Here is a 23,736-nt window from a genome sequence, read left to right as displayed (position 1 = left end):
ACTAGTCCTTACAGGCTTAGTAAAGCAGGCTTTTTATTACTTCATTAAGCCCGGTGTCTGAACGGTTCAAAACCGTCTGACACCTTAACGGGCGGGGAGCGTGGCGCAGAGGGCCGAGGGACGATCACCGATTACCGCTTACCGATTACCTATCACCGATTACCGATTACTGGCTACTGGTTGTGGATTGTGGCTTGCTGCTCACCGCTCACAGCTTCCCGGCTGATTTCTGTCTCTCATCGTCCTGTCAAATGTCATTTTCTTCGGAACGGCGCGGCATTATTTTTGTAAAAACTCAGGTATGATTATTTCTCAAAGTGAAGCGACCAGTGGAGAGGAGAATGGTGGAAGTACCTATCCAATGATATTCCAGTCAAAAATAAAAGCGCTCAGACAGATGTTGCCGGTTGTCAAGGGAAGGGGCCTTGAAGGGTTAGAGCTACCTTTAGGATATAATGTGTTTATTAACGCCTTAAATATTCCAAAATCTGGCAAAAAGGCATCCAAAATGAACCGGAAAATAAGAACGGTGAAACCACTGCCTTTTACTGAAAATCAATTTGACTTCATTGTTAATGTCTGCTGCATCAATAATTTTAACGACCTGCATGTCACCTTTGAAGAAGCTCACCGGGTGCTAAAACCCAACGGAGTGCTGGTGTTAGGCTTTATCGATCGCCAACATAGCATGGGCCAACAATACGCCACACACCTGCCACTTATCCCTTTTTACCGGCAAATAAACATATATGCTGTGGAAAAAGTGGTATTCGAGCTGAGTCGTGCCTGGTTTAATGAATTTAGCTTTTGTCAAACCCTCTTTCATCTTCCCGACCAGATCACCACTGTAGAATCTCCTCAGCCCGGGTATGGTGAGGGGGCCTTTGTAGTAGTACGGGCTAAAAAGAAAGATATGCTGTGAAGAAGAGATCTATTGAGGGGTCGGTACAGTCGTAAAAATTCAATAGACTACAGAAATGGATCCTGAACCCATCACAACAGCCCCTATCTCAGCAGTTTCTCCAACTTGGCTTTGTTCACTACCTTCAATCCTTCTCCGCTGATCTCGATCAATCCTTCATCACGGAAATCAGCCAGGGTACGGTTTAGCGATTCGGTAGCCGTACCCACTATATTGGAGATATCCTTTCGGGCTATGGTGATGATCACATCTTCATCCTCACCCGCAAACCTGGAATTGATCTTCAGCAACGCGCTTGCCACACGCTGTCTGACGGATTGATAAGCAATATCCAACAGCCGGTTTTCCATTTCTTCAAGGTTGTTAGACAGCATCTTAATGAATGTTCTGGCCACATCTTTGCTGGAATAGATCAGCGTCAGGAAGTCAGATTTGGGGATGATGGATATGCGCACATCTTCCAGCGCCTCGGCATTTTCATTGTATGGTCTTTCTTCCAGCAACGGCACATAGCCCAAGAAATCACCCGCGCTGTGGATCCCGGTAATCAGCTCCTTGCCATCGTAGTTAATTTTATAGGTTTTTACCCTTCCTTCCTCAATATGATAAAGGTCATTGGGCGTCTGACCCTCCATAAAGATCAGGTCCTTCTTTTTAAAACTGCGCGTGGGCCTGTTATCAGAAAGTTTCTGAAATTCCTTGATCTCTCTGGCTTTACTGAAAAAGGAACTTACATCTTTGGGATGGTTACTGTAGCTGGATTTCAGCAATTCGTTCTTTTTAAGCCGTATCTCGACTACTTTTAGTAGATCCACCCCATCAAAAGGCTTGGTTATGTAATCATCGGCTCCAAGATTCATGCCCGTTCTGAAATCACTTTTATCAGTTTTGGCCGTTAAAAAAATGAACGGGATACTGGCTGTTTCAGGATCCTTATTCAGAATATGCACTACACCATAGCCATCCAGCTCGGGCATCATAATATCGCACAGTATCAGGTCCGGTGGATTCCGTTGCGCAATTTCAACACCCTTCTTTCCGTTAGGAGCGTGCGTCACATTGTAGTGCGCCAGCTCCAGTATGCTCATAATGTTCTCCGCCATTTCAGCATTGTCCTCAATTAACAAAATGTTGTAGCTCATGTTAATACTTTCGTTTTAGTTAAGTTGGTTTCATTGGTTACCAAAGGAAGGTTAACTGTAAAAGTAGTGCCTTCATTTAGTCTGCTTATAAAGTCTATATTGCCGTTTAGGAGCTTCACGTGCTTTTTTACAATATTTAATCCGAGGCCTGTGCCCTGGATCTCATTTACATTTTGGGCCCTGAAGAAGCGTGTAAATATGTGCCTGTGCTCGTCTTCGGGTATCCCTATGCCATGGTCTGTGACCTGAATAGTTATCTGCTTGCCGGTAACCGCAGCAATCACTTCAATATCTGATGAAGCAGGAGAATATTTTATGGCATTAGACAACAGGTTGACCACGATATTCCTGAGCAAATACCTGTCCGTCATTAGCTCTTTTATTTCACCTAAAAATTCAAATCTGAAGTTTTGGCCATCTTTCTTTAAGAGGTCGATTTCTTGCAGCAGGTCCTCAAAAAATTGCTGCAAATTGATCTCACTATATACGGCATGCACCTTCCCCTCTTCCAGCTTACCAAGGGATAGAAAATCGTTGAGCAGGTCAGTCAGCCCCTGTACCGCCCTTTTGATACGCCCCAAATGCTTTGTTTTTTCCGTATCGAGTTGTTTCCCTGTATAATGTTCCATTAGGAAAGCCGAAGACAAGATGGTGGTTAGTGGTGTACGGAACTCGTGTGATGCCATGGTCACAAACCTGGATTTTAACAGACTCAGCTCCTTTTCCCTTTCCAGGTTTTTGATCAGATCCTGCTCCAGTTGCTTCTGGCTGGTAATATTTTTAGCTACAAAAAATACCTCATTCACCTGGTTGTTGCCGGGGATTGGAACAACGGTAATGTTATAGATCTTATCATTTACCGCGGTATCAAACGACAGATTTTCTCCCTTAAATACACGGCCTACAGCGCCTGCTGCATAATTCATTATGGCCGAACGTATGTGCCCCAGTAACTCGTTATCAATCGCAACACCATCACCTGATCTGGTCGTCTTTAAGTCCTGGCCATCAACCAATAGGTAACGTACCTCCTTGTCCAATACCCCCATAATACCATCAGGAAAATAGTGCGCCATCGATTTATAGAGGTGCTGGCTCTTTTGCAACGCCTGGTTGGTATGCTCTAATTCCAGCGTCCTCTGCTTTACTTTATCCTCAAGTTCAATGTTATAGTTCCGTATCCTGCTAAAATTTGCCTCAATCATCTGTTGATGCTTTTTCTTTTCAGTAATATCAAGTATAAAAGCGATTATGAACAGTTCGCCCTTATCATAAAAGTGGCTAAGGCTGATCTCTGCAGGAAACTCATGTCCATCCGCATGAATGGCCCAAAACTCCTGTGTCACAGGTCTGTTCAAGGGCTTTCTTATATATTTTTGAAGGTAACGGGCATTTTGTCGTTGGTATTTTTCAGGCGTGAGTGCCTGAATATCGTGGCCTGCAAGTTCCCCACGTTGATAACCGAACATCCTTTCCAGGAAAGGGTTGGTCAGGATAATTTTCCCACTATTATCAGCAAACAGTATCCCTTCGTTAGCATTGTCAAACAAAGCATGAAGCTGACCGCTTTTTGTTCGCTGTTGCTCATATAACCGGTTGAAACGAAAGGTGAAGGTTATGGCCATCCAAATGGCAACAACAGACAAAATCCGGTTGATAACAACAGCAACCTCCTCAATGGCAGCAAAATGCAATAAAAGGGCGGAGATTAAAAATACCGTGGAGATAGCTCCCACGATAATCAACGACAGGCGCGTACGCGCATACCAAAGCAGACAAAAAACAATCAATATATACCCTGCGGTACCTGATAAAGAACCCACATAAACTTCAATAATGAAAATGAGGGTCATCATGAGTGTACCCATCAACAAACGTCTGGAATGTTCGAAAGAGGGTTTCACGGCAGTTTACATTAATAAAATCATATTTCTCCTACGTAAATTGAGGACTAAATTAACCGAAGCATCATGTCATTGGCATGACGTTTGTCAAGTATAGAGATGATATTTATCATCATTGGATGTTCTGGCCAGGCAAAAGGTCCTGTATACAATGCAGCAGTAACTTTGCCTCTGCTATCGTTCATATTTTTGGACCATAGAGAATATTTCCTTTTTCAGATTCCTGACCAGAATATGTACATCATACATATCTTTAAGAAGCCTCTTATGCATTTGCCTGTATCCTTCTTCTTCCTGTAGCGAATTGACCTTAAACAGTGAAGCCAATGCTTTTTCGTGGCTTTTCACCTCTCCTTTAATGGCATCGATCTTTACATTATCAATGCGTAATTGCTCTTTTTCGAGCGCTGCAATTTCACCTGCCGGAAAATCGGGATCATTTTTCTTTTGCTGCAGTAGTTTATAAAAGAAGGCCATTTCATCCTTCCAAAAACCTATCTCCTGAAGCCATTCTCTGCTTTCCTCATGTAAAGATTCGAGGCTCGCATTAAGCAGGTACTCTTCTCTAGGGCGTGTTATCAATTCCATGACTTAATATTTTTTTATTATGACTATTTTCCTCAACCCCGGATGCATACCCGGGAATTTATACAATGCTAATTTATGCAGAGTGTAAAGCTTACAGTATGATGTACATCATGTTGCTGCCATGATTTTTATCTAAAAAAACGGTTGTGATAAAAATCATTCCGGCTTCCAAACGGTTATCATTATATATTGGAGTAGTACTGTATACTTTTAATAAAAATTGAGTCGTGGGTCGTGAGTCGTGAGATATGAGATATGAGTATTGCGACCGGGCTATGCCACCATTGGCTTTGCATGTCTTTTACTCAAGATTTAATACTCAATACTAATTAAACAGACATGAAACGGATACTTGTTCCCTGCGATTTCAGCGCCCCCTCAAGGGAAGCCTTTACGTTTGCTATGGAGATGGTCGCCCGGGCCAAGGCTGAGGTTGTCGTGCTTCATGCCGCCTATGTACCTGTGCTATATGATCCCGGCTATGCCGGTGGCACTCCTTTGGCATATGATATCTCTTTTTTAAACAGGATTGAAGAGGACACTAAAAGAGGCTATGAAAAAATGAAGAACGAATCAGGCGTCCGGGGGGTCTCTGTTAGTCTTGACATTGTTCATGATAATCTTATTTCAGCCATTCAGCATCATGTTGACAGGAAGCAGACAGACCTGATCATAATGGGAACATCGGGCGCTTCGGGGATACGCGAAGTATTCATTGGCTCAAATACTGAAAAAATAGTGCGTTTTGCCCAGGCGCCTGTACTGGCTGTACATAAAGCGCCACCTGTTTCCTCAATTAAAAAGATACTGCTACCCACTACTCTACGGCTAGATCAAACCGACTTTATGAATAAAGTAAAAGAACTACAGGAGTTTTTTGGCGCCACACTGCATGTATTGCTTGTGAATACCGCTTCCCACTTCAGGACAGATAAAGATGCCGTTGCAGCTCTTGAGGAATTTGCAAAGCATTACCACCTCAAAAATCACACGCTCCACTTCAAAAGCTATGATAATGAAGAGGACGGCATCATAGATTTTACCTACAAAGAAGGTATTGACCTCATTGCCATGGCTACTCACGCCCGAAAGGGGCTGGCAAGACTATTTACCGGCAGTATTACCGAGGATGTTGTAAACCACATCTCCGCCCCCGTATGGACGTATAATAAAATTTAGAGATGAACAAATATGTTTTCAAATGTAGCAAAAAGACCGTAATCGAAGTTCTCGTAGAGAAAGTCTCCGCTAAACAGCTCGGTAAACCTTAAATTTTTCGGGCAACCGGATGAATCTCTTTTTACTCTGCCATGCTCACCTCTCGCTGAACTGGCGTTTCCGGTCCTTTGCGTGTTCTTTTGATATTATGCAGTATACCTCCAAACACCATACACGCCAGCAGCAGCATGATCAGCGGACCTATAACAGGTGTCAGAGTAGCCAGTTTTAGGATGATAAAAATAGCAAAGGCCATAAATACCAGCTTCCTGTTACTCCAGGAAGAGTGGTAGTAAGTATCATTGATCCAATGGCCTGCCACTAGAGAAACTATCACCGTGGCAAACAACAGTATCGTGATGTACCCTATAAACAGGAGCGCAGCTACCGGCAGACCTATAACTGTGAACACGGCCACCACGATGGCTATAGGCACCCCTATTAAAAATAAAACTCCCCATCCAAGAGATTTGGCAGCGCTGTCCTTCACGGTGGATGCAGCTCGTTTCATCGTTTTACTAAAGAGGTATTGTATAATAAAGATCATCAGCAGCGCTGTACCCAGATACCATAAAAGCAGGATAAACGAACTAAAACCGAAGAATTCCCACCTGCCACTCTCAATTTTCAGCGATGGATCGAATATTGCCTGGCTTTCCTGTAATGCATTACCAAAGTCCACAGTACCCTGCCGGCTCCAATAGCGCACATCGTTTCTGAACCTGGCTTGAGGCCCGATGATTATCTCCTCAGCAGCTAATGTCGACTGTCCATCTACTGCACCGTTGATGGTGAGCTCCCCACCGCGGCAATCCATATCACCCAGCACCCGGCCATTCATGGTAAATGCACCAGCCGCACTTTTTACCATGCCCCTCACTTCCCCACTGAAAATAATTTTACCACCGGAAACAAAGAGATTGTCACTAACTACTACACCCGGGCCAATACTTATACTACCACCAGTGACCACCAGGTCTCCGCCCACTCCCTTCATTATGTTGACCGACCCACCGGCACAACGCACATCATCTCCGACATACCCGTTTAGGGTGATGTTCCCTCCGCCAACCAAAATATCCTGTTTCACAGAATCATTTACAATGATAGTTCCTCCTGCCACAACAAGATCACCTTCTATAGGTGTATTAACAGTAACGGTGCCACCGGCAACGTAAAGATCATTCATCACTCTTTCACTGATCACAACAGTCTCTCCCGACTCCACTTGCCCAAATACCAGGGTGGTTGAAGCCAGTACGATCATCAAAGCAGGCAATAGGTTAGTTTTCATACTCAACGATTTTATGTTTTCAGGCTCCCCTCACCTTGCCTTTCCGGGAATCTGCCCTATGTTAACTTACTGCCAATAATTTATATATAAGCAAGGGGTTGGTCAATGATGGCAATCATGGATAAAGGAGATTTGGGTTGTGAATACAGCGCGTGACAAATGTCATGACAATGGTTGACAGGAATCATTACAACTGCGCATAGCTATGAGTAATCTTACAGTATAAAACGAATAAATCAGCATACCGTGACTACGATTTTTTTCATACTCCTTACTAATTGGCATCAACACCTTGCACTTACTGCAACAGAGGTAGTGCAAAGGGCCAACGACAATATGCGAGGCGAAACCTCCCAATCAGAATTGATCATCCGAACGGTTCGTCCTACCTGGCAGCGGGAAATGACCGTCAAAACCTGGATGAAGGGTGAAAAATATGCTATAGTATTGATCAAAAGTCCTGCTAAAGAGAAAGGAGTGGTCTTTTTAAAGCGTGAAAAGGAAGTGTGGAATTGGGTGCCAGCCCTGGAAAGATCTATTAAACTACCCCCGTCTATGATGACCCAGTCGTGGATGGGGACTGATTTTACCAATGATGACCTGGTGAAAGAGTCATCGATCGTGGAGGACTATATCCACAGTTTTGCCGGGGATACTACCATCAACGGTCGCGAGTGTTACACTATTAATATGGTACCCAAACCGGAAGCGGCCATTGTTTGGGGCAAACTGACCCTAAATATTGACAAAAAAGACTTCCTGGAGCTACATACGAAGTTTTATGATGAAGATGGGGAATTGATTAATATCATGAATGCCTATGAAATAAAAACGATGGGTGGCAGGCTCATTCCCACACATATAGAAATGATCCCTGCGGATAAGCCAAACCAGAAAACAGTATTGATCTACTCAAGCGTAACATACAACGAACCGATACCCGATACTTTTTTCACGCTGCAACAAATGAAAAAACTCAATTAAAATGTGGTTCAGACTTGCATGGAAAAATTTATGGCGAAATAAGCATCGCACCAGCATTACTACTGCGGCTATTTTTTTTGCCGTGATATTGTCCATTGCTGCCAGCAGTCTTCAGGATGGTGTGTTTGACAATTTTATTAAAAACATGGTGAGCTACTACACCGGTTACATCCAAATTCACCAACAAGGGTATTGGGACCACCAGGTGCTGGATAACGGAATGCTCCGAAACGAGCAATACGAAACCAGGATCAGGGGTCAAAAGAATATTACCGCTATGGCTCCCCGTATTGAATCATATGCATTAGCATCATTTAAAGACCTCACCAAAGGATGTATGGTGGTAGGGATACACCCTGAAGAGGAAAACAAGATCACAGGGCTCCAAAAGAAGGTGATCGCCGGGGACTATTTTGATCACAATGGCGGCAATACCGTGATCTTATCTGAGGGGCTGGCGGAAAGATTTAGTCTCCAGGTAAAAGATACAATATATCTTATCAGCCAGGGCTATCATGGCGCGCTTGCTGCCGGCAAGTACCTGATCAGAGGTTTCGTCAGCTTCGGTTCACCGGAACTTAACGACCAGTTGCTGTTCATGCCGTTAAAAACTGCTCAGGAGTTCTACGCTGCCCCTGATCTCGTAACCTCCTATGTATTGGGTCTGAAGTTTGACAAAACCCTCGAATCTACGGTTTCAAACCTCAGACAGATATCCGGTGATACGTACGAGGTGATGAGCTGGAAAGAACTTCTTCCTGATGTAGACCAGCATATAAAAATGGACAAAGGTAGCATGTATATCATTCTCGGCATATTGTACCTGCTCATTTGCTTCGGCATATTCGGTACCATGCTGATGATGATGGTAGAGCGCAGGTATGAAGTAGGAATGCTCGTGGCGATTGGTATGAAAAAAGGAATATTGGCCATGCTTTTCCTTACTGAGTCGATATTCACCGTCATCATAGGCTCTGTCACAGGATTATTGTGCAGTATTCCCCTGGTTTACTACCTGAAAGAGCACCCGATACGCATAGGTGGAGAAATGGCCGAAACTTACAAGCGCTTCAACTTCGAACCTGTTTTCCCGGCTTCTACCGACCCTTCTATTTTCATTACCCAGGGATTGATAGTGCTTGGTATTGGTCTGGTACTCTCCCTGTATCCGGTAATTACTGTTTTTAAAATAGACCCTGTCAAAGCAATGAAAAAATGAATGTGATCATCATCATACAAATGGCCTGGCGTAACATCTGGCGAAACAAGGTCAGGAGCCTGATCATCATCAGTTCAGTAGCTATTGGTTTGGTAGCGGGGCTATTCGTACTCAGCCTGTATAAAGGAATTCTTGAAGACAGGGTAAGAACGGTGATTGACAGGGAAGTGTCTCATCTCCAGGTCCATCATGTCCGCTTTAAAGAAGATTTCGACCCCAAATATGTGATCCCCGGGAAAGATGAACTCATCGAGCATCTACACCACCTGCCAACTGTTAAGGTATTTACCTCCCGCACTGTCGCACAGGGTATGCTGGCAACAGGAACCGGATCCTCAGCTATCCAGCTTGTAGGAGTTGATCCGGAACAAGAAAATCAAGTGAGCGGACTGAATGCTAAACTGAAAGATGGAAAAGGCTTTTCTAATGGTAAAAAGAACCAGTTGCTCATAGGTAAAAAACTGGCTGATAAAATGCACCTGAAGGTAGGCTCTAAAGCCATTTTGACGTTCATTGACAAAGAAAGCAATATTGTTTCGGGTGCGTTTCGGGTTGCCGGAATTTACCAAACGGACAATACTCCAATGGATGAAAGGATAGCTTTTGTAAAACAAGACGATCTGAGGCTATATCTCTCTCTGGATGGAGAAGTCCATGAAATAGCTATACTGCTCCAAAAAGATGGTGACGTGGAAGATGTGCAGGCGGCACTGAAAAGTAAATATCCCGAACTGAAAATTGAGTCCTGGAAAGAGATCTCACCTGAAACTAAATTAATGATAGAAACCACAGACCAGTACTCCCTTATTTTTATTATTATCATCATGCTTGCATTATCATTTGGCATTGTGAATACCATGCTCATGGCTGTACTGGAGCGTTCGCGTGAAATAGGCATGCTGCTAGCCCTGGGCATGAACCGCGTGAAGATCTTTTCCATGATACTAACCGAAACGGTTTTTTTAACAATAACGGGAGTTCCAACAGGTGTGTTTGCCACCTGGGTTATTGTAAAGATATACCATCGTCATGGCTTGGATATTTCAGCTCTCGGTGGGCAAGCCATGTCAGAATTTGGCTTCAGCTCAATGATCTACCCGGCATTTCCCTGGGAAAAGATATTGAGCCAGATGCTGATCGTACTGATGGCAGCTTTGCTATCATCACTCATTCCTGCAATTAAAGCAATCGGATTGCGCCCCGTAGAAGCGCTACAAAAATGAATATATGAACAATGAAAACGGTTATTGATGCTCATAATATCAAGAAGATTTACAACCCTGAAACCGTACCTGTAGTGGCCGTGAACAACGTACACCTCCACCTGGAAAGGGGCGAATTTACCGCGTTGGTGGGTCCTTCCGGTTCAGGCAAGACCACCCTTCTCAATCTCATCGGGGGGCTTGATAAACCGGATAACGGCAGTGTCATTATCAATGGTGTGGATATTACCAGGCTTTCGGCCAATAAGTTAATTGACTTCAGACTCCATAACATCGGGTTTGTCTTCCAGTCATTTAACCTGATACCTGTGCTGTCTGCCCGTGAAAATGTAGAGCTGATCATGCAACTTCAACATGTGAAGAAGGCTGAGATCAATGTTCGCGTTACGAGCCTTTTCCGGCAGATAGGTTTGGAAGACAAAATGGATGTCCGGCCAGCTCAACTTTCAGGTGGACAGCAGCAGCGTATAGCAGTAGCCCGGGCGCTGGCTTCGCGTCCGCAATTTATCCTTGCCGATGAGCCCACGGCTAACCTGGATACCAAATCAGCAGACAATCTACTTGACATCATGGCCAAGCTGAACAAGGAAGAAAATATGACCTTTATATTTTCTACCCATGATCAACGTGTAATCGAAAGGGCACGAAGAGTGGTCACTTTGGTGGACGGACAAATACATACGGATTCTTCACCTGTAAGTGTTCATGCAGATTATCCGGTAACAGCATGAACTGGATGTTGCTCATAAAGGTGTTATTGACCCTGACCTATACAACAGCAACATATGCCCAGGATACAACGGTACAACGTCTAAAGTATTCAGGGTACATCAAAAATCTACAATCGCTGAATTATGCGGAAAATTTCACCCACCTGACTACAGGCAACCTGATCCACAACCGGGCCAATCTCAAATGGCAGCCTTCAGGGTCCATTATCGCTGTTATGGAATTTCGGAATCGCCTGTTCTGGGGCGAAGAGGTAGCCTTAACACCGGGTTTCGCCTCTCAACTAAGAAATGCCAATGAAGCGGCAGACTTGTCACTGAACTGGATAAACGAAGAACAAATGGTGCTGAACACCACTATCGACAGGTTGTACCTACTATATGACAAGGTCAGGTGGAATGTAAGAGTGGGAAGGCAGCGCATCAACTGGGGTATTGGCACCATCTGGAACCCAAACGATCTGTTCAACACATTCAATTTCCTGGATTTTGACTATGAAGAAAGGCCCGGTGTGGACGCATTAAGGCTGCAATATTTTACCGGGTTAATGAACCATATCGAACTGGCCATTTCTGTTGGCGATGAAAGTCATGAAATGATTAGCGCAGCAAAATATTTTATAAACTTTGCTAACTATGACTTACAGCTCATTGGTGGCTGGTTTCAGCGGCAGCCCACTATGGGTGTGGGTTGGTCGGGGATTATCAGAGAATCAGGTTTTAAAGGTGAAGTACAGTACTACTTCCCTCGCAAAGACTTTCAGGAGTTGATTAATGTATCCGCCGAAATAGATCATGTTTTTGAAAACGGGTGGTATGTAAACATCGGAGGATTCTTTAACAGCCGAGGCATCAAAGAACCGGCTGACCTGTCCACTATCGCCACATTAGAATTTTCTCCAAAAAATCTGATGCCTACCAAATGGAATTCGATCGTTGGTTTCACCAAAGAGATCACTCCGTTGTTTACGGGTAATACTACTATTATCTACAGCCCGGGTAGCCATCTCGTCATGCTTCTTCCAACACTTAGCTACAATCTTTCGGAAAACCTGGATTTCAACCTGGTGTGGCAATCCTTTTTCAACAAACAAGATACGGGATTTGATGACATGGCCCATCGTATATTTATACGAATAAAATGGAGCTTTTAATCGTACCATTGTTGCTCCGAAACCGTGGACTTGTTCTTTTTATATGGAATAAATCCATATCCCTTCGATGACCACAATCTACCCAAATCAGGATTTTAATCTCCGCTTTAGATAACGAATATCATCTCTTTTAGTGAACTCTCCGGTTAATTTTGAGTAATTGTTCTTTTTTATATTCCTAAAACAATAAACCAATATAAAAATGTCTATAGTTATAGGCCTAATATTATTTTATCCTTTCGAAATACCTGCGGTTCAAACAGTTCAGTTGCCCATGGCACATACTACTATCGAACCGCAGTACTTTCAGAAACCCTACCTGCCAGCAGCAGATACCATAGACAATGGCACTTTAAAAGCTGACCTGATAGAGATAGATAAGCTAATAGTAGACGAAACGATCAGTAAAGCGGGACATGAATTTATGGAGATCTTCTTTTCGCTGTGGAGCTGGCCACAAGTATCCAACGGATCTTTTATGATGATGATCAAAGAACGACCTTTCCGGGGGATATCAACCACTATAACTATAACGATCAATGACCTGACCGTATTTGAGAGTTTTCTACAAACACGGTACGATGTTCTGGAGTCGCTGGCCCAAATGGCAGCAGAACAAACTTATAGCTATTTAATGAACTATGATAATATAATGAAGCAATTAGAGGGGAAGGATATGCAGGGCACAGGAATTTATTGACCATATTAAACCAAACCTCAACTATGAAACTTAACATCAGTGTTACCCTAACCATTCTATTAACCATTTTTCTGCAAAATGTCTATAGTCAGGACCTTGTTTACAAACCCGTTAATCCCGCCTTCGGTGGAGATTCTTTCAACTACCAGTGGTTATTAAGTTCTGCCCAGGAGCAAAATGACTTTAAGGAAAAAACCAACCTCAACTTTCTGAATCAGGATCCGCTTAAACAGTTTGAACAAGACCTGAACAGGCAGATCCTTAGCCAGATATCCAGGAGACTTGTAACTGATGTCTTCGGAGAGGAGGGCTTAAAAGACGGAACCTTTGAAATTGGCGGCTTTCAGATCGAGATCAACAGTCGTGGTGATGGTATCCACATCGATATTCTCGACTCCAGCAATGGAAATGAAACATCCATTATTGTGCCTTACTTCTAACGGCTCCTTCACATGAAAACCACGCTCTTCTATACCCTAATGTGTGTATTTGTGATACTGTTGTCGTCATGCGCACAATATTTTCACCAGCCTCTCAGGATATCTGAAGCACGGTTGGGTGCTGAAACACCGCAGTTCCGGCAGTTTGACGCCCTTCCTGCCCCAAAAGATAAGATTGTGGCTGCAGTGTATAAATTCCGTGATCAAACGGGACAATATAAAAACACTCAGGCTGGCACAAGCTGGTCTACAGCCGTGACACAGGGAGCCACCTCTATACTGCTGCGGGCAATGGAAGAGTCAGGATGGTTTGTTCCTATCGAACGCGAAGGATTATCAAACTTGCTGAACGAGCGAAAGATCATCCGCTCGAGTATGTCGAATTATACTGAAGAAGACCATAATAAATTATTGCCTCCGCTGGTATTTGCGGGTATCATATTGGAAGGTGGCATCATTTCCTTTGATTCCAATATTATGACGGGAGGTGCAGGAGCCAGGTACTTTGGAGCGGGGGCCTCTACCAAATATCGCGAAGACCGGGTCACTATTTATCTACGAGCGGTCTCCACAAGCAACGGACGCATTTTGAAGACAATATACACGTCAAAAACGATCCTCTCGCAGCAAATTGATGTTGGGGTGTTCCGGTTTGTAAGTACTCGCAGGTTACTGGAAGCAGAAACAGGGTTTACCTATAACGAACCCGGTGAGATGGCCGTGAAAGAGGCCATTGAGAAAGCGGTGTATGCCCTGGTAATAGAAGGAATTGTCGAAAATCTGTGGCAGGTAAAAAGTAAGCAGGAGATGGAAAATGAATCAATACGTCAGTATATGGCAGAAAAGGATATCAACAGCGAAATCGATGCTTTTGGCAACAGAGTAGCTCCACGAAGGGCAACTTTCGGACTGGGAATTCGCGGAGGCGGGTTGCTTTATCAGGGTGACTACCGGGGAAGCCAGGTTTTTCCCGGAGGAGAGATCAATGTTGAATTATTTGCCCATAGGCCAATATCTCTGGACATCAACACAGGAATCGGCCGGATGGGTATAGGCGATGAATTTAATGCTACCATCAGCTATGCCACTTTAGGCGTGAAATACAGATTCTTCAATTTATTAAGAACGACACCCTACGTGAGGGTTGGAGCAGGAGTAGTTACCGAAGTTGAAAATAGCCTCGATGGCAGGCCGTCACTGACTAAAAACACCTACCCGGAGGTGACTTCCTCACTGGGGCTGGAGTTTTTGCTAAAGAAAAATCTTGGAATAAGCGGTGCTGTAAATTATCACCTCTATCTCAGCGACAACATCGACCGCTTAGACCAGGGCAAATACAATGATTTCTTGTGGGCAGCGGATGTGGGGATCACATATTATTTAAAATAACAGACTATAAAACTGCTGTGACAAACAGCGGCATTTATATAAAAAAACAAGCTTGTATATATGGATATCCATTTTGTTTCACTTTTAATTTCAAATTTTACCATGAAAAAATTCTTAACAATGTTAGTGGCTGCAGGGATTGCAGTTGCTTCGTACGCGCAAAACGTAAGCAATGTTTTGCAAGGGGGATTCGCCAATAATGCTGCGGTAGTTCAATCAGGTGATGGCAACACTTCTGATATAACACAATCAGGAATAGCCAACAATGCGACCGTGGGTCAAACCGGCCTGAACAACTACTCAGAAAGTGATCAGTTGGGCTGGTTCAATCAGGCAGTGACTAATCAATCAGGAGAAGCCAATGCCGCTTATAAAGAGCAAGAAGGAGTATCCAACATGGCCATCTCCACACAGTCTGGTTTGGGAAACTGGTCACAACAGTATCAGGACGGTAAGTGGAATGTTGCTTCAGTAGTGCAATTGGGTGAAGCCAACCAGGCTGTTCAGACCCAATACGACAAGGGCAACAATGCCATGGCCATCCAGGCAGGTGCGGGCAACTACTCTGATCAACTGCAAGGTGGAGATTATGAAGCCAAGTACAACAACGCTCTCGTACAGCAGATCGGTGTAAGCAACCAGGCTTACCAAACTCAGTATTTGTACAGCAATGTAGCAACAAGTACACAGTTTGGCGATGCGAACCTTTCTTCCCAATATCAGTTTGGAGAGAGCAACTTTGCTTCAGCCCTTCAGTCTGGCGGTGGCAACCACGCTGTTCAGACTCAGGGAGGAGGAGGTGGTGAAGAAGATGGAGCTTCTTTCGCAGCCTACAATATGGCTTCCATTAACCAATTCGGCTACGACAACTTTGCTGAGCAGGTTCAGTTTGGTGGGTCCAACCTGGCAGTGGCAGTACAAATAGGCGCTGACAACGAATCGTTCCAATTCCAGTATGGAACAGCGAACATGTCAACCGTAGAGCAATTTGGTGCAGGCAACTTTGCCGAAGTAACCCAGTTCAATGCGGGCCACATGTCTCATGTAAACCAGATTGGTATCGGCAACTCCACAACTGTGATCCAAAACTAAAATATGAGGGGTAATGCTTCCGGGGCATTACCCCTTGTGCTTTTGTACCATTTGAAAAAATACTGCTATGAAATGACGGCAGGCCCCGATAGGGATATAGGAATCGGGACATGCCATGATGAATAGTCAGCAGTTGGCACAAGCAATAGGCAACCGGTTAGTCGTAGGCTTTGAGCTTTGAGCTATAAACAAAACAGCGTGTAAGCAAACTGAACTTTAAACTCTAAAGATCAAACTGCCATTTCCAGCCTCAATACTAATATCTTAATACTAAAATATACGCATGAAAAAGGTTATTAGATTTTTTTTGAACATTCTGGCCATAGCCCTCGCCTCTGTTGCTATTTGTCAAACAGAAGAAAACACTCCCCTTCAAAAACGCCTTGTTTTGGAAGAATGGCTATTTGGCCCCTTTCCAGCTCAGGAAAGCCAGTTGCTGGTCCACCAGCAGGGCACTGAGAATTTGTTGTATATCGACCAGTACGGTACAAAAGCGATGGTACTTCAAAGTGGTCTCTACAATGAGGCCTACAGCACGCAGGTGTCACCAGGAGGAAAGGTACAGATACGACAACGTGGTACCGCTAATCATTATCACGGAATAACTGCAGGAGAGGAAATAGAGCTGTCGATACTCCAACATGGAGGCTATAACAGTATAATGCAAAACCTATCAGGCGATCAGATGATGTTCGAAGTGATCCAGGAAGGCAACTTCAACGATATCCAACATTCGGGAGATCACTGGTCCGCACCACTGAGAATACAACAGAGAGGTAATGATATGAGATTGATCATCAGATCAAGAAATTAGAAAAAACGCATCTATGAACACACGTAATCACTCCGTTTTCAGGGCAGTTGTCCTCCTTATTAGCTCACTTTTATTCCATTCATGCACAGAAGATAAGGTAGATCCTCTCTACCTGGGCTCTATTCATGGATCAGTACTGTCAAAATCGTCTCTGGAAGCTATTGAGCAAGTAGAAATAACGACAGTACCGGTAACAAGTGTGGTACTTACTGACAATAAAGGCAGATTTATTATCAATAAAATTCCGGAAGGTGAATATACGGTTGTCACCAAGGCCGATGGATACTCGAGGGAAAGCGTTAAAGTAAAGGTGATCAGAAACGCATCTACAGAGCTGGGAATTAAACTGAGGTCCTCCAGCCTGCTGGCCCCTGCACCTTTTGATCCGAATCCGAAAAACGGGGAAACCAATATTCCACTCACAGTGCAACTAAAATGGGATACCGACAACAATACTGATGACAAACTTACTTACACAGTCAGACTTTTCGAGTCCAACAACATCACTCCGCTTGTAGAAAGAGAGCAGTTGGCAGACACTACACTTACTGTCGAAAACTTAAGGTATAATACCACATATTATTGGCATGTAGATGTCGTCAGCAGCACCGGCTATATTACTTCCGGCCCCACATGGCTGTTTCAAACTATTCCGTTTCCCAATAACAGGATTGTGTATACTTCTGCCAAATCCGGAAACTATGAGATCTATTCTTCAGGTCCGGGAGCCACTTCCACAGTACAGCTCACCTACTCCGATCATTATGAGTTAAGGCCCCTGTTCAGCAACAAGAGGGATCTGATCGCCTTTTCATCTAACAAAAATGTAGATTACCACATCTACACCATGAACTACAACGGCTCTGCCATACAACAGGTCACCACAATACCAATAGCGGGCTTCCATAACCAGGGTGTGGGCTTTAGCTGGTCGCCCGACAATGGTAAGTTTATCTACAGTCATTACGACAAACTCTACCGGATCGACAGGACCGGTGTAAACCTCACCACCATAGCAACAGCGCCAAAAAACAGAAATTTCCGTGCATGCGACTGGACCGCAGTGGGCAACAAGATCGTAGTAGAGACGGTCGGCCCGGTCATTTACGATTCCGAAATTTACCTGATGAATGCCAGCGGAAAAGATACTGTCAGGCTGGTGGACAACCTGCCAGGCATCATCCAGTCTCCGTCCTTCTCTATTGATGGAAAGGAGGTCATGTACACCCGCGATGTGTCCGGATATGAATCAGCAACCGGTCGCCAGCTCGATACCCGTATTTTCATCAAAGATATTGAAACACTTGACGTTACCGAAGTATCGGGTGGTAAACCCAATGGCACGAATGACCTTCAGCCCAGGTTTTCTCCTGATGGCGCTAAAATCATCTTTGTGAATGCTTCCAATGATGGAAGTGGCAAGAAATCGGTATGGATAATGAACAAAAATGGCTCGGAGAGGCAATTGCTCATGGAGGATGCTGAGATGCCTCACTGGCAGTAGTGGAAAGCTAAGGCATTCGTTCCTGGTTGATACAGGCTGCAACCTGAGCTCCATGGGAGAAGAGCGATAATCCGAAGTAATACTCCATCAAAACCAATGAAAATTCGAAAAAAATTTTTTTTTCTGAGCCATTCCATTGCCTGGATGTGTAGTGTTACTTCTCAAGAAGTGCTTTTGCGGAAAGGGTCCCGGAACTGGTGCTTGGGAGGGTTTGTGCTATTTTAAAGTTCATTCGGAGCGATTAGATCCTATGCCCCTCCTCAAAAAACTCCAACTACTAATCCCGGACCAAGTTCAGGGGGCCATGGGAGAAGAGCGATATCCGAAGTGATACTTCGTTAAAATCGATGAAATCTGAGAAAATGGCTTTTTTTTCTGAGCCATTCCATTGCCTGGGTGTGTAGAGTTACTTCTCAAGAAGTGCTTTTGCGGAAAGGGTCCCGGAACAGGTCCTATAGCCGTTAACTTCAGAGTAAATGTAGCCCCAGAGGGGCAAAATCTTTGTAGCCCGGGGTGAAGCCCCGGGTGTAAAAAAGGAAGTTGATGTGCCACAGGAAGGCCCAACCATGGAACACAGGCTTCCTTGGCACACATGGCAGGAATGAGTTCGAAGCATTTGCCTTGGTAAGCATGGATGCGCCAAAATAGCCTTCACATCTTCCTAAGCTTGAATATGGCGCATAAAAAATCTAATCCTATCCCGGGGCTTCACCCCGGGATACCAATATTGAATCCCGGGATGCTTAAGTTAACGGCTATGGGAACAGGTCCGGGAACTGCCTGTGTATAAGCAACAAAAAAAGGCACACAAACCATCTGCTTTTTTTGGCAGAATGGCTCGCGTGCCACTATTCCACAAACTCATCTGACAACGGAAGCTACCGCCCGGGAATAAACTACAGGTTTACGGACCTGCAATGGGCTGAGTAGCTTCCGGAATTCATAGTTGAGGTGGTGTTATAGTCTCATGGAGCTTTTTATTGTTGGAGTTCTTCCAGCGTTCGATACGATGTTTAAGCGCTGCAACAGTCTGCTGCACAGCATCTTCAAAAGAGTTACTCTGTGTGGAAGCAAACAGATCATCACCAGGAATGACGATTTTTACTTCACAAACCTTATTCTTTGTAACATCTGATTTGTCCACTTTTAAATATACCCTGGCTTCAATGATCCTGTCGCTAAGGTGCTCGAGTTTCCCTACCTTCTCATGTACAAAATCCAGCAAGCTTTTGCGTGCTTTAATATTCGGAGTTTCAATGATCATCTTCATCTCTATAATTGTTTTAAGTAAGTTTTACGTTTAATACTCCCGGTGTTTCTATTCCTGAAGCACCTGTTCTGCTTCTGTGGCCAACTCCCCCATCCAGGTGTCGATGTAATTAATAATTGTATCGATATCTGCCCCTGATCCATTTTGAATGTAAGCACCTGAAGCAGCCATGCCCAGCAGCATACAATGCGAAAGTGAAAATCCGCAAAGAAGCCCGAGGCAGTAGCCGGCATTGAGGTTGTCACCACCTCCGGTAAGTACCTTTGGCTCAGTTACTAACCGGCCTTTCAGCTCCAGCACTTCATTCTGGTGATACAAAATGGTGCGGTCGACAGGATGCACAAGCAAACAGTCGATATTCATGGCTTTGTAGACATCCGCTCCGGCCTGCTTCACCGGAGGTATCCGGTCTATTACATCAGGCTGGCTGATATCCAGGTTGTTGATAGCCGCCCATAATTTCAGGGTTTCATTTTCATTTAATCCCAACGTTACCTTACCATAAGGGAAGAAAGAGCTCATGATATCGAGCACCTCATCTATTTGGTCTGGAGTTCTTTTGGTCGGGTCCGAAAGATCAAATAAAAAAAGGAAATCTCTTTTGCCGGATGGCTTGATCACGTCATCCAGCAGGCCCGTCCAGATGTCATTGGCATGAGGCAGGTTCACCCAGTTGACAAACGCCAGCAGATCGCTTTTCCCGATCACCTCCCTCATTTTATCCAGGTCTACCGTCTTTTTAATATGGAGCCAGTCATAGTGGTCAAACACACTCAGTTCCGAAAAGATCATTTTGCCATCCTCGAACTCTATAGCATCGCTCCTTCCGGGGTCCAGCACACTGATGAGCTGGCACTTATCGCTCATTTCGCGAAAAACCTCATGTCGCTCAGGGTATCCCAGCGTGCCCAGGCAGACGCTGTCAATTCCAAGTCGCCCAAGTGTATTGGCCAGTATCGGTGCATTACCTCCCAGCTTCACCTTTTGGGTAACCATCTCCACCTGACCACTTTTCCCTGAAGCCGCCTGGATTCGTTCTGCAAATTCGTGCAGTGTTTTAAAATAAACTGTTTTGTCTTTATCTTTTTGCTTTACTGCCTTCCTGATCTGATCTACAAAGCCATCAAAACCTACAAACACCTGTTTTCCTGACGATAGCTTCTCCACAGTTCCTAATTGCTGGCGCAGTTCGGAAAGCAAATTTGTTGATTTGTCCATTCGTTGCTGGTTTGGTATTTAATTCGGTTCAAAGGTAAAGGCAGTAGATTACTCATGGTATGACGAACGTTGTTCGTTGACGCTGATTTTTGTCATCACAATACTTGACCCCGAGTTCGATGTAAAACGCTTAGAGATCGGTCATTTCACAAGAGAAAGGAAGCTTTCTTCGTGCCTGCTCATGAGGTGTTTACTGGCCAACGATCTCCTCAAGGAGAAGGATGTACGTACAGTAGTAATTTGATGGGTGAGTTGTTGCTGGCATTTTGAAAACCTGTGAGTCTACTTTAAACTTGGTGATGGTGTGAAACCAGCATCCTCTCTATAATAGAAAAAAAAACAGAAGGCGGATCTACTCCGCCTTCCTATCACCTCCGGCATGCCTGGATTGTTCTCTCAGACATGACTATCATTGTTGAAACTCACCTGATCAGGAGAAAGAACGCTTGTACTGCTGATAGAGGCGACCATTGACACATGCACACCTCCTTACTTCACAACTAACAGGCTTGTTTCCTCATTGATTAAAGCAAAGATAACCCAACACCTGCCGGGCTACGATGACACAGGTTTTATGTTATCAAGATTTTTATCACTGCCCGGCATAGATCTGTGTATCTATCACCAGGTTGTTGACCACCTGCGTTACTCCGGGCATAGACCAGGCTACGTCTTCTGCCTCCTCTCTTTCAACCCAGGAACTTACTTTTCCTTTGAGGGTAACCATGTTTTGATGCACCTCTACGGAAATATTATCAGCATCAACTGAGGCATGGCGATAAAAAGCCTTACCGATCTTACTTTTGATCTCACTGGCATCTACTTCTTTGGCTTTGATTCTGACTTTATTTACCACCCCTTTCACACCTCGGATATTTTGGATGGCTTTTTCCGCAGCCTTGCGTTCATAGTCCCAGTTTACAGCGCCTTCCAGCTCCACCCATCCGTTGTCTACTACAATTTCTATCTGATCCTGATTGACGGCGCTATGCCAGGCCAATGCATTGCGTATAGCCTCACCAATTTCAGCATCAGTTGGCTCTATGGAAACAGCATCGCCTTTTACTTCAATATCCACAGCCACTACTTTTACCCCCTTCACCCGCTGGGCAGCTTTTTCAGCCGCCAGTTTTTGGGTATAGTGGTCTACCACACCAGACAGTGTAACTACTTCATCTTTAACGGTAACACCAATGCGAGGGGCAATGTCTGCCAACTGAGGCTCCAGGCGAACCTCTTCTATTACATCATTACGAATTTCATCATCAGTTCTCATGTCTTATCTTTTTAGTGTTAAATTTTGTCCTTAAGAAGACGCCACTGTCTTTATTGCGCCAGCTCATTGCGTTTTCTTACAAAATACAACGGAAGGTGAAAAGGACTCCCACCTTCCGTTTTTTACCCCTTAAACAATAGCTTCTCTAAGTCCGTTGGGCATACCCGTTTTTTAACGGCACCGACTCAACAACCTTATGAAACATTAATTTTATGAGTCGGCTTTACAGGGCTTTCTTTCATCTTAGGAATAGTAACCTTAAGAATGCCGTTGTCATACTTGGCCTTAATGTTGTCTTCCTTAATGTTTTCGGGCAGGGTAAATGTCCTGCTGAAAGAGTTAAAGGAATATTCCCTCCTGGAATATTCGCCATCTCCTTCTTTCTTCTCCTCTTTTTTCTCAGCGCTTATGCTCAGCATATTGCTTTCCACTTCAATATTAAAGTCTTTTCGTTCCATGCCCGGAGCGGCTAGTTCGAGGGTAAATTCTTTCGGTCCCTCCTTAATGTTGACGCTAGGTATGTTCACGCCCAGACGTGCAGGCAGATCAGTGTCGAAATCAAACCAATCGCGTCCCAGCAGCGATGAAGCGGGGCTGAAAAAGTCGGAGAACAGTGAAGGAAATCCTTCTTTCTTTTTAACGGTTAAGTTCATAGTTACCTCCTGTTTTTAGTTATATAAGTAAATCTACGCTGGTATACCGGAGTTCACTATGATGGAGATCAGTTGCGCATTAGACTTTCATCAGCTTTGGAAGGGGGTAATCATGATAAGTTTGGAAGGTCCGGCTGAGGGTATAGAAAAATTTCCCCGCACATCTCTTTCCTCAACTTCCTATGGGGATTGAGGCGCTTGAGTGGTTTCTAATCAAAAAATCTGTTGACCTCATCGAGGAGCTCGTTGATCTCAAAGGGCTTACAAATGTAGGCATCGGCGCCCATAGCCATGGCGCGTTCAATTTCTGCCTTCTCGGTCCTTGCGGTAAGATATATAAACGGGATATTCTCCGTTGATGAATGACCTTTAAGTTGTTGGAGTACATCATAACCATCCATTTGAGGCATCATAATATCACATATGATAACGTCTGGAGCATCGTTGAACGCTATCTCCAACCCATCTCTGCCATTTTCGGCTATCAACACCTTAAAATTAGCCATCTCAAGAATTTCAATGGTATTTTCCCTGATATCCTGATTATCTTCAATGATCAATACTGTTTTCATAAATGTAGACTGGCTCCGCTCCAGCAACATCATTAGTTTAAAAAACCTGCTTTTTATAAGCACACAAATAATTTTGAAAATTTAATAAATATCTTTCTAATCCTCTAACATCACTCTACTAAATGCGGGTTTCTTTCGTTATATATTGATTACAAAGAAGTTAATTTAGTGTCTCTAAGAAAACGCCAATATCTGCGTTACGTTCGCCCCAAAAATGCTCACGTACCTCCGTACGCTCTGCTTTTTGGCACTTCGTCCCGCCCTTTGGCCATATCCGTTAACTTAAGCACTCCGCTGGGAACTCAATGCCTGTAGACCTCGTAAAATGATGGAAAAACTCTAAACCCAATCATTTTTATTCCTCGCACTGAGTTATCACAGGCTGAAATATAAGCACAGAAGAACCGCCCTCTCCTTGAGGAGAGGGGTGTA

23 protein-coding genes are annotated in these 23,736 nt (G+C 44.2%); 13 read left to right on the top strand and 10 right to left on the bottom strand.

All coding sequences use genetic code 11. The features are described from left to right. Positions 1-301: 301 nt before the first annotated feature. Positions 302-922 (top strand): class I SAM-dependent methyltransferase, encoded by a 621-nt coding sequence (locus C900_RS28315; protein ID WP_009579561.1) that lies wholly within the window; start codon positions 302-304, stop codon positions 920-922. Between the two features lie 83 nt (positions 923-1,005). Here the strand turns inward: C900_RS28315 and C900_RS09380 are convergent, their stop codons facing one another. The 4 genes from C900_RS09380 to C900_RS09370 all read right to left on the bottom strand — a co-directional run bounded on the left by C900_RS09380 (position 1,006) and on the right by C900_RS09370 (position 4,556). After that, positions 1,006-2,064, bottom strand: a complete 1,059-nt coding sequence (locus C900_RS09380; RefSeq protein ID WP_009579560.1) for a response regulator — start codon at positions 2,062-2,064, stop codon at positions 1,006-1,008. Continuing rightward, positions 2,061-3,932, bottom strand: a complete 1,872-nt coding sequence (locus tag C900_RS28310; RefSeq protein ID WP_051052813.1) for a sensor histidine kinase — start codon at positions 3,930-3,932, stop codon at positions 2,061-2,063. Before C900_RS28310 ends, C900_RS09380 begins: the two co-directional genes overlap by 4 nt. A gap of 83 nt (positions 3,933-4,015) precedes the next feature. Further along, a complete protein-coding gene (locus tag C900_RS29840) occupies positions 4,016-4,153 on the bottom strand; it encodes a hypothetical protein (RefSeq protein WP_009579558.1) in 138 nt (45 codons plus the stop codon). After that, positions 4,143-4,556 (bottom strand): hypothetical protein, encoded by a 414-nt coding sequence (locus tag C900_RS09370; protein ID WP_009579557.1) that lies wholly within the window; start codon positions 4,554-4,556, stop codon positions 4,143-4,145. Before C900_RS09370 ends, C900_RS29840 begins: the two co-directional genes overlap by 11 nt. Positions 4,557-4,895: 339 nt before the next feature. Here C900_RS09370 and C900_RS09365 point away from each other — a divergent pair, with 339 nt between their 5' ends. Beyond that, the gene (locus tag C900_RS09365; RefSeq protein ID WP_040496306.1) at positions 4,896-5,735 is read left to right on the top strand and encodes a universal stress protein; all 840 of its coding nucleotides are present in this window, start codon (positions 4,896-4,898) and stop codon (positions 5,733-5,735) included. Between the two features lie 121 nt (positions 5,736-5,856). Here C900_RS09365 and C900_RS09360 read toward each other — a convergent pair whose 3' ends face one another. Beyond that, entirely contained in the window at positions 5,857-7,068 is a 1,212-nt protein-coding gene (locus tag C900_RS09360) for a DUF8173 domain-containing protein (RefSeq protein WP_009579555.1), read from the bottom strand. A gap of 246 nt (positions 7,069-7,314) precedes the next feature. Between C900_RS09360 and C900_RS09355 the strand changes: the two genes are divergently transcribed. The 11 genes from C900_RS09355 to C900_RS09305 all read left to right on the top strand — a co-directional run bounded on the left by C900_RS09355 (position 7,315) and on the right by C900_RS09305 (position 18,315). After that, positions 7,315-8,052, top strand: coding sequence for an outer membrane lipoprotein-sorting protein (locus C900_RS09355; protein WP_009579554.1), 738 nt, complete (start codon positions 7,315-7,317; stop codon positions 8,050-8,052). A 1-nt stretch (position 8,053) separates the two neighbouring features. Beyond that, positions 8,054-9,271, top strand: a complete 1,218-nt coding sequence (locus tag C900_RS09350; protein WP_009579553.1) for an ABC transporter permease — start codon at positions 8,054-8,056, stop codon at positions 9,269-9,271. Then, positions 9,268-10,494 (top strand): ABC transporter permease, encoded by a 1,227-nt coding sequence (locus C900_RS09345; RefSeq protein WP_009579552.1) that lies wholly within the window; start codon positions 9,268-9,270, stop codon positions 10,492-10,494. Before C900_RS09350 ends, C900_RS09345 begins: the two co-directional genes overlap by 4 nt. 11 nt (positions 10,495-10,505) lie before the next feature. Then, positions 10,506-11,225: an ABC transporter ATP-binding protein gene (locus tag C900_RS09340; protein WP_009579551.1), complete on the top strand. Its 720-nt coding sequence runs from the start codon at positions 10,506-10,508 to the stop codon at positions 11,223-11,225. Continuing rightward, on the top strand, positions 11,222-12,376 hold the full coding sequence (locus tag C900_RS28305) for a hypothetical protein (protein ID WP_051052812.1): 1,155 nt from the start codon (positions 11,222-11,224) through the stop codon (positions 12,374-12,376). The genes C900_RS09340 and C900_RS28305 overlap by 4 nt, the downstream gene beginning before the upstream one ends. A 202-nt stretch (positions 12,377-12,578) precedes the next feature. Next, the gene (locus C900_RS09330) at positions 12,579-13,076 is read left to right on the top strand and encodes a CsgE family curli-type amyloid fiber assembly protein (RefSeq protein ID WP_009579549.1); all 498 of its coding nucleotides are present in this window, start codon (positions 12,579-12,581) and stop codon (positions 13,074-13,076) included. Between the two features lie 23 nt (positions 13,077-13,099). Next, positions 13,100-13,516 (top strand): curli production assembly/transport component CsgF, encoded by a 417-nt coding sequence (locus C900_RS09325; protein WP_009579548.1) that lies wholly within the window; start codon positions 13,100-13,102, stop codon positions 13,514-13,516. Positions 13,517-13,528: 12 nt separating this feature from the next. After that, positions 13,529-14,905, top strand: coding sequence for a CsgG/HfaB family protein (locus C900_RS09320; protein WP_009579547.1), 1,377 nt, complete (start codon positions 13,529-13,531; stop codon positions 14,903-14,905). 102 nt (positions 14,906-15,007) lie between these two features. Continuing rightward, positions 15,008-15,997: a hypothetical protein gene (locus C900_RS09315; protein ID WP_157493965.1), complete on the top strand. Its 990-nt coding sequence runs from the start codon at positions 15,008-15,010 to the stop codon at positions 15,995-15,997. Positions 15,998-16,280: 283 nt separating this feature from the next. Continuing rightward, entirely contained in the window at positions 16,281-16,811 is a 531-nt protein-coding gene (locus tag C900_RS09310; protein WP_009579544.1) for a hypothetical protein, read from the top strand. Between the two features lie 13 nt (positions 16,812-16,824). After that, positions 16,825-18,315, top strand: coding sequence for a carboxypeptidase-like regulatory domain-containing protein (locus C900_RS09305; protein ID WP_009579543.1), 1,491 nt, complete (start codon positions 16,825-16,827; stop codon positions 18,313-18,315). A gap of 940 nt (positions 18,316-19,255) precedes the next feature. Here the strand turns inward: C900_RS09305 and C900_RS09295 are convergent. The 5 genes from C900_RS09295 to C900_RS09275 form a co-directional block, all read right to left on the bottom strand. Beyond that, a complete protein-coding gene (locus tag C900_RS09295) occupies positions 19,256-19,585 on the bottom strand; it encodes an HPF/RaiA family ribosome-associated protein (RefSeq protein WP_009579540.1) in 330 nt (109 codons plus the stop codon). A gap of 48 nt (positions 19,586-19,633) precedes the next feature. Next, on the bottom strand, positions 19,634-20,803 hold the full coding sequence (locus C900_RS09290; protein ID WP_009579539.1) for a carbohydrate kinase family protein: 1,170 nt from the start codon (positions 20,801-20,803) through the stop codon (positions 19,634-19,636). A gap of 592 nt (positions 20,804-21,395) precedes the next feature. Beyond that, positions 21,396-22,079 (bottom strand): BON domain-containing protein, encoded by a 684-nt coding sequence (locus C900_RS09285; RefSeq protein ID WP_009579538.1) that lies wholly within the window; start codon positions 22,077-22,079, stop codon positions 21,396-21,398. Positions 22,080-22,273: 194 nt separating this feature from the next. Beyond that, the gene (locus C900_RS09280) at positions 22,274-22,732 is read right to left on the bottom strand and encodes an Hsp20/alpha crystallin family protein (RefSeq protein ID WP_009579537.1); all 459 of its coding nucleotides are present in this window, start codon (positions 22,730-22,732) and stop codon (positions 22,274-22,276) included. Positions 22,733-22,941: 209 nt separating this feature from the next. Further along, a complete protein-coding gene (locus C900_RS09275; RefSeq protein WP_245558415.1) occupies positions 22,942-23,367 on the bottom strand; it encodes a response regulator transcription factor in 426 nt (141 codons plus the stop codon). Positions 23,368-23,736: the final 369 nt, after the last annotated feature.

Origin of the sequence: Fulvivirga imtechensis AK7, from assembly GCF_000331535.1 — a bacterium.
Lineage (GTDB): Bacteria > Bacteroidota > Bacteroidia > Cytophagales > Cyclobacteriaceae > Fulvivirga > Fulvivirga imtechensis.
The sequence above is the reverse complement of the archived record's forward strand: the minus strand, read 5'-3'. Positions and strand labels throughout refer to the sequence as shown.

Bases quoted from the DNA above. Each gene is read 5' to 3' on its own strand.
- C900_RS28305 (WP_051052812.1), top strand. From the start codon at position 11,222: ATGAACTGGATGTTGCTCATAAAGGTGTTATTGACCCTGACCTATACA.
- C900_RS09325 (WP_009579548.1), top strand. From the start codon at position 13,100: ATGAAACTTAACATCAGTGTTACCCTAACCATTCTATTAACCATTTTT.
- C900_RS09285 (WP_009579538.1), bottom strand. From the start codon at position 22,079: ATGAGAACTGATGATGAAATTCGTAATGATGTAATAGAAGAGGTTCGC.
- C900_RS09360 (WP_009579555.1), bottom strand. From the start codon at position 7,068: ATGAAAACTAACCTATTGCCTGCTTTGATGATCGTACTGGCTTCAACC.
- C900_RS09370 (WP_009579557.1), bottom strand. From the start codon at position 4,556: ATGGAATTGATAACACGCCCTAGAGAAGAGTACCTGCTTAATGCGAGC.
- C900_RS09310 (WP_009579544.1), top strand. From the start codon at position 16,281: ATGAAAAAGGTTATTAGATTTTTTTTGAACATTCTGGCCATAGCCCTC.
- C900_RS09345 (WP_009579552.1), top strand. From the start codon at position 9,268: ATGAATGTGATCATCATCATACAAATGGCCTGGCGTAACATCTGGCGA.
- C900_RS09320 (WP_009579547.1), top strand. From the start codon at position 13,529: ATGAAAACCACGCTCTTCTATACCCTAATGTGTGTATTTGTGATACTG.
- C900_RS09315 (WP_157493965.1), top strand. From the start codon at position 15,008: ATGAAAAAATTCTTAACAATGTTAGTGGCTGCAGGGATTGCAGTTGCT.
- C900_RS09305 (WP_009579543.1), top strand. From the start codon at position 16,825: ATGAACACACGTAATCACTCCGTTTTCAGGGCAGTTGTCCTCCTTATT.
- C900_RS28315 (WP_009579561.1), top strand. From the start codon at position 302: ATGATTATTTCTCAAAGTGAAGCGACCAGTGGAGAGGAGAATGGTGGA.
- C900_RS09290 (WP_009579539.1), bottom strand. From the start codon at position 20,803: ATGGACAAATCAACAAATTTGCTTTCCGAACTGCGCCAGCAATTAGGA.
- C900_RS09365 (WP_040496306.1), top strand. From the start codon at position 4,896: ATGAAACGGATACTTGTTCCCTGCGATTTCAGCGCCCCCTCAAGGGAA.
- C900_RS09280 (WP_009579537.1), bottom strand. From the start codon at position 22,732: ATGAACTTAACCGTTAAAAAGAAAGAAGGATTTCCTTCACTGTTCTCC.
- C900_RS09350 (WP_009579553.1), top strand. From the start codon at position 8,054: ATGTGGTTCAGACTTGCATGGAAAAATTTATGGCGAAATAAGCATCGC.
- C900_RS09295 (WP_009579540.1), bottom strand. From the start codon at position 19,585: ATGAAGATGATCATTGAAACTCCGAATATTAAAGCACGCAAAAGCTTG.
- C900_RS09340 (WP_009579551.1), top strand. From the start codon at position 10,506: ATGAAAACGGTTATTGATGCTCATAATATCAAGAAGATTTACAACCCT.
- C900_RS09380 (WP_009579560.1), bottom strand. From the start codon at position 2,064: ATGAGCTACAACATTTTGTTAATTGAGGACAATGCTGAAATGGCGGAG.
- C900_RS28310 (WP_051052813.1), bottom strand. From the start codon at position 3,932: ATGGGTACACTCATGATGACCCTCATTTTCATTATTGAAGTTTATGTG.
- C900_RS09330 (WP_009579549.1), top strand. From the start codon at position 12,579: ATGTCTATAGTTATAGGCCTAATATTATTTTATCCTTTCGAAATACCT.
- C900_RS29840 (WP_009579558.1), bottom strand. From the start codon at position 4,153: ATGAACGATAGCAGAGGCAAAGTTACTGCTGCATTGTATACAGGACCT.